Origin of the sequence: Pseudoalteromonas translucida KMM 520, assembly GCF_001465295.1 — a bacterium.
Classification (GTDB): Bacteria; Pseudomonadota; Gammaproteobacteria; order Enterobacterales; family Alteromonadaceae; genus Pseudoalteromonas; species Pseudoalteromonas translucida.
The window spans coordinates 3,309,808-3,327,088 of record NZ_CP011034.1; the positions used below are offsets into that span (position 1 = coordinate 3,309,808).

11 protein-coding genes are annotated in these 17,281 nt (G+C 40.8%); 5 read left to right on the forward strand and 6 right to left on the reverse strand.

Annotated features, from left to right (window positions below):
• Positions 1-248 precede the first annotated feature (248 nt).
• Positions 249-2,540 carry a TonB-dependent receptor gene (locus tag PTRA_RS15325; RefSeq protein WP_058374420.1) on the forward strand — a complete coding sequence of 764 codons (2,292 nt, stop codon included), beginning with the start codon at positions 249-251 and terminating at the stop codon, positions 2,538-2,540.
• Between the two features lie 101 nt (positions 2,541-2,641).
• Entirely contained in the window at positions 2,642-3,304 is a 663-nt protein-coding gene (locus PTRA_RS15330) for a response regulator transcription factor (protein WP_058374421.1), read from the forward strand.
• Positions 3,305-3,328: 24 nt separating this feature from the next.
• On the opposite strand, the gene PTRA_RS15335 is transcribed toward PTRA_RS15330, so the two are convergent.
• Positions 3,329-6,784, reverse strand: coding sequence for a PAS domain-containing hybrid sensor histidine kinase/response regulator (locus PTRA_RS15335; RefSeq protein WP_058374422.1), 3,456 nt, complete (start codon positions 6,782-6,784; stop codon positions 3,329-3,331).
• Between the two features lie 537 nt (positions 6,785-7,321).
• Positions 7,322-8,275, reverse strand: a complete 954-nt coding sequence (ylqF, locus tag PTRA_RS15340) for a ribosome biogenesis GTPase YlqF (protein WP_011329575.1) — start codon at positions 8,273-8,275, stop codon at positions 7,322-7,324.
• A 489-nt stretch (positions 8,276-8,764) separates the two neighbouring features.
• On the opposite strand from ylqF, the gene PTRA_RS15345 reads away from it, so the two are divergent.
• Complete coding sequence (locus PTRA_RS15345; RefSeq protein WP_058374423.1) at positions 8,765-9,301, forward strand: YaeQ family protein; 537 nt, start codon at positions 8,765-8,767, stop codon at positions 9,299-9,301.
• A 21-nt stretch (positions 9,302-9,322) separates the two neighbouring features.
• Positions 9,323-9,928, forward strand: coding sequence for a PGAP1-like alpha/beta domain-containing protein (locus PTRA_RS15350; RefSeq protein ID WP_058374424.1), 606 nt, complete (start codon positions 9,323-9,325; stop codon positions 9,926-9,928).
• Here the strand turns inward: PTRA_RS15350 and PTRA_RS15355 are convergent.
• Positions 9,925-10,134, reverse strand: coding sequence for a hypothetical protein (locus PTRA_RS15355; protein ID WP_099046607.1), 210 nt, complete (start codon positions 10,132-10,134; stop codon positions 9,925-9,927). The two genes, PTRA_RS15350 and PTRA_RS15355, sit on opposite strands and share 4 nt — an antisense overlap.
• A 340-nt stretch (positions 10,135-10,474) precedes the next feature.
• Between PTRA_RS15355 and PTRA_RS15360 the strand changes: the two genes are divergently transcribed.
• A complete protein-coding gene (locus tag PTRA_RS15360) occupies positions 10,475-10,948 on the forward strand; it encodes a Dps family protein (protein ID WP_058374426.1) in 474 nt (157 codons plus the stop codon).
• A gap of 105 nt (positions 10,949-11,053) precedes the next feature.
• On the opposite strand, the gene PTRA_RS15365 is transcribed toward PTRA_RS15360, so the two are convergent.
• The 3 genes from PTRA_RS15365 to PTRA_RS15375 all read right to left on the reverse strand — a co-directional run bounded on the left by PTRA_RS15365 (position 11,054) and on the right by PTRA_RS15375 (position 17,281).
• Positions 11,054-13,132 (reverse strand): S9 family peptidase, encoded by a 2,079-nt coding sequence (locus PTRA_RS15365; protein ID WP_058374427.1) that lies wholly within the window; start codon positions 13,130-13,132, stop codon positions 11,054-11,056.
• A gap of 191 nt (positions 13,133-13,323) precedes the next feature.
• Complete coding sequence (locus PTRA_RS15370) at positions 13,324-13,890, reverse strand: hypothetical protein (protein ID WP_058374623.1); 567 nt, start codon at positions 13,888-13,890, stop codon at positions 13,324-13,326.
• 265 nt (positions 13,891-14,155) lie between these two features.
• Positions 14,156-17,281: an efflux RND transporter permease subunit gene (locus tag PTRA_RS15375; protein WP_058374428.1), complete on the reverse strand. Its 3,126-nt coding sequence runs from the start codon at positions 17,279-17,281 to the stop codon at positions 14,156-14,158.

Here is a 17,281-nt window from a genome sequence, read left to right on the forward strand (position 1 = left end):
TAGTTAAATTTAGGCTTGCAGGTACTGTTATGTATGGGTTTAACCTGGGTATAGCACTATGGTACTAATTCATTTTTTGTAACAATCTTCTAAAGTAGTTAACAGGTGACATGAGCAATGAGTAAAGGTCTGCAGCAATCTTAGTAGTTAGCGATGGCAAGGCTTAAACAACGGCACTTAGGTATAGGCAAATAAATAGCTGGTATTTATTCCGTTGGCATTAATCACAACAATAAAAGGTAATCAACATGATAAAGCTCAATAAAAAAGTCGCACCCGTTACACTCGCTGTGTCATTGGCGCTGATCGGTGCAAATAGTTATGCAGCAGAACAACAAACTAACCAAGTTAACAAAGGCGAACTAGAGCGCATTGAAGTAACGGCGCGTAAAACAGTAGAAAACCTACAAGAAGTACCGGTAGCCGTAACCTCTATTGGCGCACAAGAACTGGCTGAAAACGGTATTAGTGTAATGACCGAAGTACAGCAATTCTCGCCTAACACTACACTGCAATCTAGCCGTGGCACTAACTCAACTATTACTGCATTTATTAGGGGTGTAGGCCAACAAGACCCACTATGGGGATATGAAGCCGGTGTAGGTATTTATATAGATGACGTATACATAGCGCGTCCACAAGGCGCGGTACTTGACTTGCTCGACGTGCAACAAATTGAAGTATTACGCGGCCCGCAAGGCACGCTATACGGTAAAAACACTATTGGCGGCGCAATTAAATACGTCACCAAAGAAATGGATGGCGATGCAACCCTTAACATTAAAGGCACGGTAGGTAGTTATGGTCAAAAAGATTTAAAAGTTACCGGGCAACTACCGCTTATTGATGAAAAGCTCTATGTTGGCTTTGGTTTTGCTACTTTAAACCGCGATGGTTTTGGTGAGTTTTTAACCTCAGATTTAACCAATCAAGATCGTGAAAACTACAACAAAGACGTAACCGCAGCCCGCGTTACCCTAGAGTACACGCCAACAGATGACTTATTTTTTAAACTTGCTTGGGATAAAACTAAAGACACCTCCAACTCTAAAGGCGGCTATCGTTTACTACCTAGCATACTCACTGACGCTCCGGTACCCGACAGCGTATACGACTCTTACACCAGCTTACCTACCTGGAACGAAGTAGAGCTTGAAGGTTATAGCTTTACCGCACGTTGGGATATGAGTGACAGCACAAGCATTAAATATGTTGGCGCCAGCCGAGATGGTTACTCGCCAACCAATATCGACTTTGATAACACCTCTAAGCGTATTTTTGATGTACCCGCTATATATGAAGATGAGCAAACCACTCACGAAATACAACTAAATCATCAAGGCGATAACTATAAATTAGTATCGGGCTTGTATTACTACGATGGCGAGTCGTGTGGTCAGTTTGAAGCCATACTCGAAGAATTTGGTAAATCTTTAAACTTACCAGGCTTAACTCGTGAAGTAAGTGGTTGTAGTAACTCAACAAGTAAGGCTGCCTATATTCAAGGCTCTTACGACTTTGATAACAAATGGTCAATGACCCTAGGCGCGCGTTATACCAAAGACAGCAAAGAAGCGATTGTAAATAATGGCCTCATATTCGACACTGTTTACCCTGAGTCGGGCTGGATCCCTGGTTATGTTCGCCCAGAAGGACAACTAGTACCTACCGTTTTAGACGATAGCGAAGATTGGTCGCGCTTTACCCCAAGAGCGGGCGTTGAGTACCAATACAGTAACGACATTATGTTTTTTGCCAGTTACGCCCAAGGCTTTAAATCGGGTACATTTAACCCAAGAGCCACCACGCCTGAACCAGCAGCAAAGCCAGAAGTTGTTGATTCATTTGAATTTGGTATGAAAAGCGAATGGAATAATAACTTACGCGCAAACATTACCTTGTTTACCCTTGATCATAAAGACCGCCAGTATATTTCGGTACTCCCAGGAGACAGCGGATCTGATTTAAACCAACGTTTAGGTAATATTGGTGAATCAACATCAGACGGCGTAGAAATAGAGCTTAACTATGTTGCCACTGAGTCACTAAGCTTTAATGCCTCAATTGGTTATATAGACAGTAGCTTTGATAACGTAATTGATTTTGACCCAAATACCGGCGCAGCCTTTGATAAATCTGATCGCTTTAGCGTATCAAACACGCCAGACTTAACCTTTAACTTAGGCGCTACGTACCGCATGTACACAGATATGGGCGACTTTGTAGTTAATGGTAATTACTACCACCGTGGTGATTACGCCTTATTTGAAGAAGACAGCCTACTAACCCAAGACGCGTACGGACTGCTTAACCTAGGCGTTACTTGGTACAGCGCCGACGGCCATTGGACCGCAGGTGTATATGGTAAAAACCTTACCAATGAAGAATACATGATTGGCGGTTACCAGTTTGTAGCACCCGATCCGAGCGATCCAACGAATGTAAGCAAATACCAGCCTGGTTTAGGCGGTGATAATACCTTAATTGGCTACTTTGGCGACCCACGTACTGTGTCGTTAACTGTTGGCTACCGCTTCTAGTTTTTCTTATGTGAAAGGTTTGTCTGTGTTATCCCCAACAGACAAACCTTGTTTCACTGTGCAAAATCACTTATAACTAAATGTATTGGAGAATATTTGGAATGTCTTTTGCTGTGAATACCATAATTGCCGACGACCACCCGTTGTTTAGAAGTGCATTACGCCAAGCAGCCGCAACCTGCGTTCCTGAAGAACATATACAAGAAACCAGCGACATAGACGGACTGTTTGCCTTACTCAAAATACACCCAGAAATAGAACTTATATTTTTAGATTTAACCATTCCCGGTGCTAATGGCCTACAAGCGCTATCGCAACTACGTAATCGTTACCCCGACATTCTAGTAATTATGGTTTCTGCCAACGAAACTCCCAGCATTATAAAACAAGCTATGAGCTTAGGTGCCGCAGGTTATATTCCTAAATCATCATCGCTCGATATAATAGGCGAAGCTATTGGCCATGTACTCAATGGCGACACTTGGCTGCCCGCAGATATTGATTTAACCGACGTAGTTGTTAATGACGAGCAAAGCAGCTTTGCCCTAAATCTCGAAAAGCTTACCCCGCAACAATACCGCGTACTTGCCATGATTGCCGACGGTTTACTGAATAAGCAAATAGCTTTTGAAATGTCGATTCAAGAAACCACTATTAAGCAGCATGTTTCTGCTATTTTACGTAAACTCAACGTTTATAACCGCACCCAAGCTGGCATTTTATTTAACCAGCTATCGCAAGTCGGTAAGTTAGAAGTAAACTAGCCTACAAACACCACACCCGTAAACTTACTTGGTTAGTCGCTTAATCATACGCTTTAATGCCGGTGCTTTTAGCGGTTTATACAATAGCGGATAACCAGCATCAAGCACTTGCTCACGTATGCTTTCATCATGATTTGCTGTATTTACAATTACCGGCAAATTAGTAAGCTGCGCCTTATTAAGCACCTCAAGTCCGGTTACACCATCATCGAGCTGATAATCAATTATAAGTAGTTGTGGCAATGCAGCGCTTGCTTTTAATTGCTCAAGCTCAGCTAAATTAGTTGCCGTAGCTATTTCGCAGCCCCAGTTTTGCAGTAGTTGCTTAAGTGCATCAAGCACATTTTTATCGTTATCAAGCAGCCAAATACGCAAGCGGCCTAATTCGGTATCGGGGTTAAGCATTACCCGCTGAGTAGGCTGTACCGCTTTACTTACTGTGCATGCCATGGTGAGTGTAAATTGCGTTCCTTTACCTAGCTCAGAACCCATAACCAAAGGTATATGCAGTAAGTCGCAAATACGCTTAGTGATCGACAGTCCTAACCCTAGGCCTTCGGCGTTGGGCTTTTCGCCCAGCTGTTTAAACTCTTGATAAATACTTTGCTGATCGCTTGCGGCAATCCCCACACCGGTATCTTCAATAACAAACGACACATGGCTGTCATCTTCCAATAACACTTTTAAGCGTACTTCGCCGTGCTCGGTATAGCGTATGGCATTACTAAGTAAATTACGTAATACCCGCCGCAACAGTGCTTTATCTGTATGGATGCGTACATCGCATTGCTTTACAATAAATTTAAGGCCTTTTTCTGCTGCTAATGCCGAATAATCGTTGCGTAGCGGCTCAATTAAACTACTTACATCAAACTCGCTGGCCTGCACTTTAAATGAGCCAGAATCTAACTTGGTTAATTCTAAAATACTGCTAAGCAGCTCTTCTGCACTGCCCAATGAGTTTTTAATATTGAGTGCTAGCGCTTTTAGCTCAGAGCTTTGTGCTTTTTCGTTCATTAAAGAACAAAACAAGCTAGCGGCATTAAATGGCTGCAATAAGTCATGGCTGGCCGCCGCAAAAAAGCGGGTTTTGCTCACAGTAGCTTGCTCGGCTACTTGCTTTGCCTGCGATAACTCTTGGTTAGCTTGCGTTAATGCTGCGGTACGAGTTGCTACTTTTTCCTCTAGGCTTACATTGGCTTGCGTTAGTGCTTTTTGTTGTTTTACAAACTCGGTAATATCGGTATAAGTAGTTACAAAACCACCACCGGGCAGTGGGTTGCCTTGCATTTCGAACACTCGGCCATCGCTGTGCGAACGCTGAAACTTATAAGCACTGCCTTGCTTTAAATACGCTAAGCGCTTATCTATTTCAATGGCAATATTACCGCTATTAAATAATCCTCGCAGCGCATTAAAGCGAATAATATCGGCTACTGGCCGGCCAATATATAAAGCATCGTCTGGGTAAGTAAACATACGTTTATAGCCTTTATTCCACGCCACTAAACGCAATTCACTATCTACCACACTTATACCTTGTTGAATGTTTTCAATTGTGGATTGTAAAAGATCGCGGTTAAATTTAAGTACTTGGCTGGCTTCATCTACAAATTCGGCCACTTGTTCTAATGGTTGGCGCTGCTCATTTTTAGCTACGTCTAAAATAAGCCGTGCCGATGCACCGCCTATTACTGCCGACATTTCACGCTCTACCAATAACTCTAATTCGGCTTTAGCTGGGCTTTTCCATTGGCTTTTATCATCAGGAAAATAATGATTAACTAACGATTGGCTGGCCTCTTTTTCAGCAAAACGCTGCAATAAAGCCCCTAGGTCATGGTAACTCAACGGATGCAATGTAGTGTCTAGGCGTGAATCATGGGGTTGTGCAATAAATTTATTACTTTGTAATCGCTCAGCAAGAGTAGCTTGACTAAAAAAGGGCATTAATAAATACACTAAGCAATTTGCACCTAAAGATAGCAATAACGCTTGGCTAATACTCTCCAAACCAAGCGACAATAAATCGGTAGGTGCCAGCCAAGCTATTTGCCATGGTCCTTCTGTTAGCCAGCTACTTTGGCTACCCAGGCCACTGGCCAAGTTTGGTAATAGTAAGGTATAACCCCAAATAACAAAGCCGGTTAAAATACCCAGTTGCGCGCCTCTGCAAGAGGCATGTCGCCACCACAAACCAATTATCATGGCAGGTGCAAACTGCGCCACTAAAGTAAACGACATTAAGCCCACTGTGGCTAAAGTGCTGGTTTCTCCAAGTACTCGGTGAGTAAAGTAACTAAGTAGTAAAATGAGCACAATAACAATTTTACGCGCATGTAATAAATTGTTTTTATCTAAACCACGGCTACTTGAGGTAAGCTGCGAGCGACGTAAAATAAACTGATTAATAAAATCATTAGTGATCATTACCGATAATACAATCGACGATACAATCACCATACTGGTTGCTGCCGAAAACCCACCTAAAAATGCCAATAACGTTACCAGCGTATTATTTGCCGCCATAGGCAATGCTAATACAAAAGAATCGTGGCCAATATCGTTGCCATTAAAATAAACCAAGCCGGCGTAAGCTATAGGCAAAATAAATAAATTAATTAGTAGCAAATAAAGTGGAAATATCCACCGCGCTTTAGCCAGTTCATTGTCGTTATTATTTTCAATAAAGCTCATATGAAACTGACGCGGCAAACATAACGTGGCTAATAGCCCTAGTAAGGTGTGCGCAACATATACATAAACAGGGCTTTGCGTAGCGGTAACTTGGGTGGGTAGTTTAAGCTCATAGGCTTTTTCGTATAAGGCGACTGGGTTATCAAATAATGCAAAGCAAACATATAAACCCACTGTAATAAATGCCAGTAACTTTACCACCGACTCAAACGCAATACTGGCGATAAGCCCTGGGTTATGCTCGCTTGGCCGTAACCGCCTAGCACCAAATAAAATAGCAAATAAAGCTAAAAGTAAGGTGATATAAAAAGTACTGTCGGCCCACACCGCATTACTTTGCGTGGGTGCTCGGTCGGTAAGCAGGTTAATACTTTGCGCCGTCGCACTAAGCTGCAAAGAAATATACGGCACAATTGCAATCACCGAAATAAGCGACACCAAACCCGACAAACTCGATGATTGTCCATACCGAGTGGCTATAAAGTCGGCCATTGAGGTAAGTTTTTGTTGCCGACAAATATGCGCAATGCGGCAATATAGCTGCCAACCAAAAATAAATAATATAATAGTGCCCGCATAAGTAGGGGCGAGCCACCAGCCATTACTTGCAGCCTGTGCGGTAGTGCCAAAAAAAGCCCACGAGGTACAATAAACCCCTAACGACAAACCATAAGTTAAGCCTTTAAAAGGTAAAACCTTACGCTTATCGGCCCACCCTGCAACAGCAAACAATATGCCTAAATACACCACGGCAATTAAGCTAATCGACCAAATAGAAAACATAGTTTTATTCTTTTAATTATTTTTATAATTATTTAACTAGCATATGTGTTTTTGCAGAAAAAAGCAGCACCCACTTTAGTGCTAACAATTCAAAACATGCACGACAAAATAAATAAGAACTATTTGCATTTGGGTGTTGACACACGCTCAAATCTAACTGATAATCACTATCAACAAGAAGGGGGTACATCCTAACTTGTTACGAAATAAACTGATTTGTTTCTCGACCCTCGTGTAGCGCACGTTAACTGCTATGGTTACTTGTAAATTCAACACAACGCCCCTTGATGTTGATAACGAGTAACCGCCCTACTATTTTACTTGCTACATTGCTCATATCGGTGACGGTAGATATGAAACTAAAAAAGCCCTTACGGGCTTTTTTTATGTCTGTAATTTAACAAACTTCGATTACTTATAACGCTAAATAACCTGAACTCTGGTTAAGAGATTTACGAACGTATTGAATCATGGTGATATTTAAATTTATTTTCTCTAGCCAGAGATAGATTTATTATCCTGAGTTCAGGTTAAATATTAACGACGATTTTTACGCGCTCGCGCTCGGCGTTGTAACTTTTCGTCTTCTTTGGCTTGCTTTTTAGCCGCCGCAGCCGCACGTAAACCAGCAACCATAATCTCTTCTTCCTCACGCATTTGTGGGGTTTCCATAGTAATGCGGCCAATAATGCCATCGCGTAGTTCGTTAATTAAAATTTCCGACATTTTGTAAGTGTCTATTTGGTTACCACCACGAATACAACCACGCTTTTTACCCGCTAATTCAACAAACTCCCAGTCACTCTCTGGTAGTTCATCTATTTTGTAGCGTGTTTTTAATAGCTCAGGGTACGCCTTTATTAAATACTCAGCTGTGTAGCTCGCCACTTCTTCATACTCAAGTGCTGTATCGCGTATTGCGCCAGTTGCGCCTAAGCGGTAACCCGAGTTTTCATTTTCAACTTTTGGCCATAGCATACCCGGCGTATCGTAAAGCATAATGCCGTCTTCAAGCTTAATACGTTGCTGCGCTTTAGTTACCGCAGGCTCGTTACCTGTTTTAGCAACTATACGCCCTGCTAACACATTAATTAACGTAGATTTACCCACGTTAGGAATACCCATAATCATGGCTTTAATTTGCTTATCCGCACCCACCTTGTGTGGCACTAACTTTTTACACAGCTCATTAATACGGTGTACTTCAGCCGCTTTATCGTTACCAAAAGCAATTGCCTTTACGCCGTTTTCTTGCTCAAAGTAATCTTTCCATATTTGAGTCATTTTGGGATCAGCTAAATCGGCTTTATTCAAAATTTTAATTACCGGTTTACCTTCACGCAGCGTCGCCACCATCGGGTTTTCGCTACTATAAGGAATGCGCGCATCAAGCACCTCAATAATCACATCCATTTGCGGCATTATTTCTTTAATTTCGTTACGGGCTTTATTCATGTGCCCAGGGAACCACTGTATTCCTGCTCTACTCATTTGATTTGCAAACCTTTTATTCTAACCCATAACGCCATGGGTACTGTGTGGGGTACTAAAGAGTACAATTACACTTTTTGTACTTGGCTAATAGTGTCAGTTTACTACACAAAGAGGATTTAATTCTTCTTAAAATAAACTAGCCGTTGAAACTTTAATCACGTTATCGCGCTAAAGCTTTGATAGAAAAGTATCTTGTTTACGCTCGGATAAAAAGTATGTGGTTACATTAAATAAATTCTCTTTATTTTTCAGGCTATAAGGCATACAACTAATAAAATAACCTCATGCCCAATACAAACTAAAAACAAAAAATTCAATCCCATGAATAAAGCCCAATTAACCTCTATAAAACATAACTAACAATTATTAATCTTACTCAGTAAATTGATATGGCAGCGGTTAAACACTATTGTAAATTTCTTGCTATTTTCACAGGCAATTCATTTAATTGCGCTATACTGGCGAAAATTTTTCAAATAAGTAGTTATGGCTCTTAAATCCACCATTATGAAAGTGCAGTTGTCGCTTAGCGATATGGACCGTCACGTTTACCAAGATTTTAATTTAACCTTGGCTCAGCATCCTTCAGAAACCGAACAACGTTTGATGATCCGCTTACTCGCTTTTGCACTCAATAGCTGTGATGGTTTAGAATTTACCAAAGGGTTAAGTTCTGACGATGAGCCCGAGCTGTGGCATAAAAACTACAGTGAAGAAATAGAGCTGTGGATAGAGCTGGGCTTACCTGACGAAAAGCGCCTTAAAAAAGCCTGTAATAAAGCTAAAAAAGTGGTGCTTTACACTTATGGCGAAAACAACCAAGCTATTTGGTGGCAAAAACAGCAGCCTAAATTACGTGATTTTAAAAACCTTAGTATATTTAGTTTAGATTATGGTGTTACTCAAGCTTTGGCCAATTTGGTTGATCGTAATATAAAGCTTGCTATTACTATTCAAGATGGCGAAATGTGGGTTAATACCGACACGACCAATATTGAAATAAAACCACAGCAGTTAATGTGATAACACCAAGGTGAGGGGCGTATGAAGGTTAAGCAGGTTATTGTTTTACACGGCTTATATATGTCTGGCTTTGTGATGCGCCCGTTGTGCTCTCGCTTAAAAAGTTCTGGCGTAAAAGTGTTAAACCTCACTTACAATACGCTTACTCCTAATCGCGATGCTATTTTTGCGCAAATAGATGAATTTATAGGCGATCAGCCTTCGGCTTTTGTTTGCCATTCTATGGGCGGGCTTGTTGCTCGTGCGTATCTTGAGGCGAACTCGCCTGCAAGCCAACATGTTGAAAAAGTAATTACTTTAGGCACCCCACATAAAGGCAGCCATATTGCGCAAAAAATGCAGCAAAAAGGGTTTGAATCTTTTTTAAAAAATAGCGTAGAGTTTTTACTTTCTAAAAACGGTAATTGGCCTTTTAAAGCCAAACTTTACAGTATTGCTGGTGATTTACCCATAGGGCTTATGCCGCTTATTGTTAAAGGCAGTTGCTCTGATGGCACTGTATTACTTGATGAAACCAAGCTCAAAGGTATGGCCGAACATAAAGTGTTTCATTTAAGCCATACCAGTATGATTTACTCTCGCCAAGTACTCGATTATATTTTAGAGCGCTTAAACAAAGACGATTAATCTTCTGCCGCTGCTGCAATTTTATAACTAATCAAAAATATAATGCCTAATACTAGTGGTATAGGTGCGGCTATATAACCAAAAGTATCAAAGTTAGCAAAGCTGGCACTGGCTAAATGCGCGATTACGCCAATTAAAAACACTACCACGGCGATACCCGTTACGATTAATTCAGCTTTATGTTGTTTAACTGTTTTTGTGCTCACTTTATTTCTCCTAATAATTGCTACCTCTTTATTATGCATTACCAAGTAGAGTGATTTTTGACCTAAATCAACTAATGCTACAGCGGCGCATTTAACCTGTTTAAAGCTTGTTTTGGATCATGATTTGTAGTGTTGAAGATATATTTTCCCTCCAGGGGTGGTATTTTAATTAATCCGACCCATTACTATTAATGATCTATTTATTATTTTTATAAGTAATGTAAATACACGATTTATTTAAGCTATTAATCCCATCTATTTAAATTATTTTACTAACTGCTGGTGATGGGTAATACTCATTAGCAGTTAACGTTATTAACGGTTATTTAAGGAACAAGCTATGTCACAGGTAAATGCTATTGGTTTAAACAGCGCAAAAAGTGAAGACATTATTGAGTCATTAAACTCGCTACTGAGCAGCTATCAAATTCAGTACATGAACGCACGTGGGTTTCATTGGAATATTAAAGGCCGTAATTTTTTTGAACTACACATTAAGTTTGAAGAAATCTATAACTTATTGCTTTTAAAAGTAGATGAAGTTGCTGAGCGTATTTTAACGCTAGATGGCGCACCACTGCATGCGTTTTCAGATTACCTAGAAGTAAGTAAAATTAAAGAAGCTAAAGGTATTAGCGACGGTGTAGCTGCAGTAGAGAACTTACTTGCAGGTTACAGCGTATTAATTAAAATGCAGCGCGAAATTTTAAGCCAAGCAGCCGATGCAGACGACGAAGGTACTGCGTCACTAATGAGTGATTATATTTCAGAGCAAGAAAAACTTGTTTGGATGTTAAAAGCTTATTTAGATTAATAAAATTTAAATGCATTAACCGCTGTATTTAAGCAGCTCTAAAATAAAAAACATCGCCTACTTTACAGTGGCGATGTTTTTATTTATGCACTTTTTAATTATTGCCTAATTATTTAATAAGGCGATAAAAAAGGCCATTTCGAGCGCTCTTTCTTCTAAGCTTTTAAAACGCCCAGATGCGCCACCGTGTCCGGCATCCATATCGGTTTTAAATACTAAAATATTATTATCGGTTTTTAGCTCGCGCATTTTAGCTACCCACTTCATCGGTTCCCAATATTGTACCTGTGAGTCGTGCAGCCCTGTGGTTATTAGCATATGCGGATACTCTTGCGCGCAAATATTATCGTACGGCGAGTAGGCAGCAATTACATCGTAAAATTGCGCATCGTTGGGATTACCCCACTCGTCGTATTCGTTGGTGGTAAGCGGAATACTTTCATCTAACATAGTGGTTAGCACATCTAAAAATGGCACATGACAACCAACGCCACAATAAAGCTCAGGTGCTTGGTTTACCACGGCTCCCATTAATAAACCACCTGCACTGCCACCCGATGCAAATACTTTATTTTTATCGCCGTAACCTTGCTCAACCAGCGCTTTAGTAACGTCTATAAAGTCGTTAAAGCTGTTTTGTTTATGTTGTTTTTTTCCTTGCTCGTACCACTGCCTGCCTAACATTTCTGAGCCGCGCACATGCGCAATAACATACACAAAGCCGCGATCGAGTAAGCTTAATGATGTACTCGAAAAACTAGGATCAATAGTGTAGCCATAAGCACCATAGCCATATTGAAACAACGGATTAGTACCGTCCTTTTTAAAGCTCTCTTTACGGTAAACAACAGATACAGGTACTTTCACGCCATCGCGCGCAGTTACCATTAGGCGCTCTGACTGATAATTGTCGGCGTTAAAGTCCCCTAATATTTGCTGTTGTTTTAGTAAGGTTTTTTCACCTGTAGTTAAATCAACATCGTATAACGAGCCGGGCGTAGTTAAGCTTGAGTAGTAAATGCGGGCACTGCGTGATTCTGGCTCTGGATTCATTGCTATGGCGGCGTAGTAGCAAGGATCTTCAAACGCTAATGTCATGCGCTCACCTTGTTTATTAACAACCACAAAACGGGCTTGCCCTTGCTCGCGCTCACTTAATACTAAAAAGTCGTTAAATAACTCAACACCTTCAAGCAGTACATCATCGCGATGAGCGGTGTGCTGCTGCCACTGGGTTTTGTCGGCAATGGTTTTACTGGTTGCGGTCATTAAGCGAAAGTTTTTGGCTTGCCAATTAGTCACTATGTAAAAAGTATCGCCAAGCTTATCAACGTCAAATTCATGGCCTTCTTCGCGTGGCATTAATGCGTTGAACTCGCCGTTTGGCTGGTCAGCATCAAGCACCCAAGTGTCGTTAGTTTCGGTGCTGGCTAAATCAATAATAATAAGGCTTTCGTCGCGACTTTTGCCCAGCCCCATAAAAAAGCTGCTGTCTTGCTCTTCGTACACCATTACATCTTGGCTTTGCTCTGTACCCAGCACGTGCCTATATACTTGGTAACCTAATAATGTTTTTAGATCTTTTTTAACGTAAAAAACCGTTTTACTGTCGTTAGCCCAAACCACTTGGCCTTCGGTATTTTCTAACTTATCGGTGAGCATTTCGTCAGTGGTTATATTTTTAAAGTGCACGGTATAAATACGACGCCCTTCAGTATCTTCTGAGTACGCCATTAATTGCTCACACGGGCTCAGTGCTACTTCGCCTAGCTCAAAAAACTCAAATCCGGCGGCTAGCTTATTTACATCTAATAAAATTTGCTTATCGCTAGTACTCATATCACTACTGCGATAATGACGAGAATATTCGTCATCGCCACGCACTTCAGAGTGATACCAGTATTTGCCATCTTTAACCGGCACTGTGTTGTCGTCTTTTACAATACGGCCTTTTAGCTCTTCAAAAAGGATGTTTTGTAATGGCTTCATTGGCGCTAATTGTGCTTCACAATAGCTGTTTTCAGCATGTAAATGCGCTAATACATCTTTATTTTGACGTTCGTCATCACGCATCCAATAGTAATTGTCGATACGTGTTTTATCGTGTGTGTTAAGGGTATAGGCTTGCTTTTCAGCAATAGGGGAGCTTGGCAGCAAGGCCAAAGAAAAATCAGAAGTAGACACAAATAAACCGATTAAAAAATAACAATATTTGCCAGTTTACCATAAAAATAAAAAAGCCCACTCATTGCTGAGCGGGCTAAACGGTATAAGTACAATTACTAAAATTTCTGCAATTTTTATTGTTGTCTTTATACCTTGGGAAGAGAGCACCTTGGGGAAATAATTCCAATTCAAAACTATATACTGACTGTTTACTTTATTTGCTGCCAAGCCATAGCCCAGCTTTTACCCACTCCGGGTTCAAACATGGCACTTTGCTCACCATTAACACGGCAATACTCACTAAATGGCCATGCTTTACACTGATAAATATGCCCTGTTTTGGGCTGCAATACTTTTATGCCTGCATTATAATTATCGCCACCAGCGGGATAAACACAATCGTATTCTTCGCTATTTTCTATCACCGACACATTGCGTTTAGCCAAACAATTAACACTAACATCCGCTTTACAAATACCGCTTGATTCTAGTGCAAATATTTGATTATAACGATAAGCAACTACTAGCCCTGTATCAGTCATACGCCCTGCGCTAACTAAGGGAATATGCACATTAATATATTCTGCTATTAGCCGCGGCCACGTATTAGGCTCTCCCTGCTCAGATACCGTCACTTCATAACTAAATGATAAATCGACTAGCTCTCCTTGCATGTCATAAAAGGTTACTACCACAGAATCGCCAATAGATAATTGGACATCCTGATTTAAGCAACCTATTGGTGTCCATTTTCCACAGACCAATGACGTATGCATAAACACAGCAACACCTTAAAATCCAAACCTTGCATTGGTAATATACAAATACACAGCCAAGATGGTTAGAGCAATAAACAAACAAATGTAAACTAAAGATTAGCTCAGTTTATTAATAAGGTGCAGATTATAATTCGCAAGCTTGCAACAATCAAACAAAAGAATGTAACCAAGATTTAAATCTAATACTTAAGCTCTATACAAAACAAAAAGCCAACCTGATTACGGTTGGCTTTTTGCTTTGCTGCTTACTTACAATGCTATTTTAAATTGTAGCTTTAGTGGTTTTTTTACTAAACGGGCGTTTAAATAACGCGCCTATATCCGTTAAAATAATATATAAACACGGTACTAATATCAGTGTTATTAAAGTAGCAAACATGACAGCAAAGCCCAGCGCTACTGCCATTGGGGTAACAAATTTAGCTTGTAGGCTGGTTTCAAACATAATGGGTAATACCCCTGCAAAGGTAGTAATTGAGGTGAGCAATATAGCTCTAAAGCGTGCACAGCCTGCCTCAATAACGGCATCTTTAATACTTACGCCGTTACGGCGTACTTGGTTTACATAATCGGTCATAACTAGGGAGTCGTTTATTACTACCCCTGCAGCGGCTATTAAACCAAAGCCCGACATTAAACTAATATCTAAACCAAACCAATAATGCCCCCAAATAGCACCCGTTAAGCTAAACGGAATAACCGACATAACAATAAGCGGTTGCGAGTAACTTTTTAATGGCACAGCCAGTAAAATATAAACGAGGATCATGCCGCCAATAAAAAACATCATTTGCTCACTTGCTTGCGCTTGTTGCTCCTCTATTGCACCACCTAGCTCAGATTTAACTGTAGGGAACTCATCTTTAAGCTGCGGCAATAAGTTTTCTTTAACTTGTTTAACTACTTCACCTGGCTCTATTTGTTCTTCGTCAATGTTGCCATATACATAAACTGTACGATAGCCTCCTTCACGGCGAATATAACTAATGCCTGGTGTTTCGGTTAGCTCAACTACATCACCGAGTAATACCTCACGCCCTTTTGGTGTGGTGATCACTGCATGCTTAAGTGATGAAAATGCTTCGCGGGTAAGCTTAGGGTAACGAACCATTACACGTACTTCTTCGCCGTTTCTGATCACGCGCTGCGCTTCACCACCATAAAAGCTAGCACCTACTTGGTTGGCAACACTCGAAAGATCTAACCCTAAGTCGTAGGCAACCGGTTTTAAGCTCATTTGCACTTCTTTACTAGCAGGGTCAATGGTCGAGCTAATATCGAACAAGCCTTTTTGTTGCTGTAGTAATTGAATAAAACGACGCCCTGCATTATTTAGCGTGTCTATGTCTGAGCCATACAATAAATAGCCAAACTCACCATTACCATTGGCACCACCGCCGCCAGCATCGTCTTGAATAGTTAACGACTTAACGCCAGCTATGGTTGGCATAGCTTCACGCCAACGACGCGATAACTCAAAGGCGTTATACGGACGTAAGTCTTCATCAACTAATGGCGCTAATAACTGCGACTCTGTTCTACCTTGGTTAAATACCAAGATATCGCGTATCATTTTTTTACCAAATTCACGCTCGGTTGCTTCATCAACTTGCAGCACCATAGCTTCAATATCGCGAATAGCTGCAATGGTTTGTATGTCAGAGACATTATCATTCATTTCTACACGTATTTGTGGAAAGTCGTGCGGTACTTTAGGGGTGGGTACAGTACGTACTTTGTTTGAGGTAATTAACCCAACGCTAAGAATAAGCATTGCTATAAATGCAAACATCACCGTCCAGCGCCATTCTACGCAGCGCACAATAAAGCGTTTATACGGGCCATTTACAAAGCCAAAAAAGCGGGTATTAAAGCGATCGCGCCAACTGCCTTTTTTAATAGGTGCAAAGTGCGTATGAGCAATATGCGCCGGTAAAATTAGTTTTGATTCAACCAAACTAAATACTAAGCACAGCATTACCACTACCGCTATACCGTAAAAAAACGCGCTTTCTGGGCCGCTCGATAAGGTAAATGGTGCAAACACAGCAATTGTGGTTAATACGCCAAAGGTCGCGGGCGTTGCAACACGCTTAGCACCGCGCACCACGCTTTCAACACCACCGCCACTTTTTTCTATTTCGGTGTAGGCGCTCTCTCCTATGACTATGGCGTCGTCCACCACTATTCCTAGCACCATAATAAACGCAAATAACGAAATAATATTAATGCTAATACCAAATACCGGCATCATCATCATTGCACCTAAAAAGCACACTGGCAGCCCTAGCATTACCCACAGCGCCAGTTTAAAACGCAAAAATAACGACAACATAATTGCCACTAAAATAGCGCCCTGAAACAAGTTGGCTTTCATCATATCGAGGCGAGCATTTAGATAATAAGTCATATCCATTAATGGCTCTAACCGTATACTGGGTGGCAGCTGATTATTTTTTTGCTCTATAAATGCTTTAACCGACTCGGCAACCGGGATCATGTTTTGCTCTTGGGTTGCTTTAACCGAAAGATACACCGCATTTTGCCCATTAAACTTAAAGTAGCGCTCACCTTCGGTAAATTGATCTTTAATTATGGCAATATCTTGCAACAACACTTTTGCGCCATACTCGCCAATTTTTACCGGTATTTTGCGAAACTCTTCGCCGCTATAAAATTGATTTTCTACGCGTACCGAAATAACTCCCGAGTCAGTTTTTAGCTGCCCTGCCGAAAAGTTAGCTGAATATCTGCGTACTGCATTCATTACATCGCTTAAGGTTAAGTTATATTGGCGCAGTGTATCGGGTTCAATTTCAATGGCTATTTCATCAAGTGGCACATCGTTAACAACTAACGACACATTAGAAAGCTGTAATAACTCACTCTCTATTTGGTTAGCAATTGGCTTAAGCTCGCTTAGCGGCAGGTCGGCTACTAAGGTCATGCCTATTACGTCTTGCCTAAACTCTACTTGGCTAATTGTTACCGGCTCCATACCGCCAGGGAACGTTGCTATACCATCTACGCGAAGTTTTACTTTATCGAGCACGTCGGTAAGTTTAACATCGGTATTTATTTCTAAGCTAGCACGGCCACCATTACGAAACGCACGGTACACGCCTTTTTTAATTTCGGTTACATCCTTAAGCGACTCCTCAATTTTTATGAGAATGCTTTCTTCTATTTCTTGTGGCGACGCACCAGGATAGTTAGCTTCAATATTAATGTAGTTAATTTCTACATTAGGAAACATTTGGCGTTGAATAGTAAAGTAACTAATAATCCCCATTACAATGATAAAAAACATCATTAAATTGGCAGCTACCGAATTTTTTGCAAAGTAGGAAATAATACCCGTTTGTTTTTGCTCTATTGGTTCATTCAT

Coding starts and splice junctions, on each gene's coding strand:
- PTRA_RS15350 (WP_058374424.1), top strand. CDS start 9,323: ATGAAGGTTAAGCAGGTTATTGTTTTACACGGCTTATATATGTCTGGC.
- PTRA_RS15345 (WP_058374423.1), top strand. CDS start 8,765: ATGGCTCTTAAATCCACCATTATGAAAGTGCAGTTGTCGCTTAGCGAT.
- PTRA_RS15360 (WP_058374426.1), top strand. CDS start 10,475: ATGTCACAGGTAAATGCTATTGGTTTAAACAGCGCAAAAAGTGAAGAC.
- PTRA_RS15330 (WP_058374421.1), top strand. CDS start 2,642: ATGTCTTTTGCTGTGAATACCATAATTGCCGACGACCACCCGTTGTTT.
- PTRA_RS15375 (WP_058374428.1), bottom strand. CDS start 17,281: ATGAATGAACCAATAGAGCAAAAACAAACGGGTATTATTTCCTACTTT.
- PTRA_RS15370 (WP_058374623.1), bottom strand. CDS start 13,890: ATGCATACGTCATTGGTCTGTGGAAAATGGACACCAATAGGTTGCTTA.
- PTRA_RS15335 (WP_058374422.1), bottom strand. CDS start 6,784: ATGTTTTCTATTTGGTCGATTAGCTTAATTGCCGTGGTGTATTTAGGC.
- PTRA_RS15325 (WP_058374420.1), top strand. CDS start 249: ATGATAAAGCTCAATAAAAAAGTCGCACCCGTTACACTCGCTGTGTCA.
- ylqF (WP_011329575.1), bottom strand. CDS start 8,275: ATGAGTAGAGCAGGAATACAGTGGTTCCCTGGGCACATGAATAAAGCC.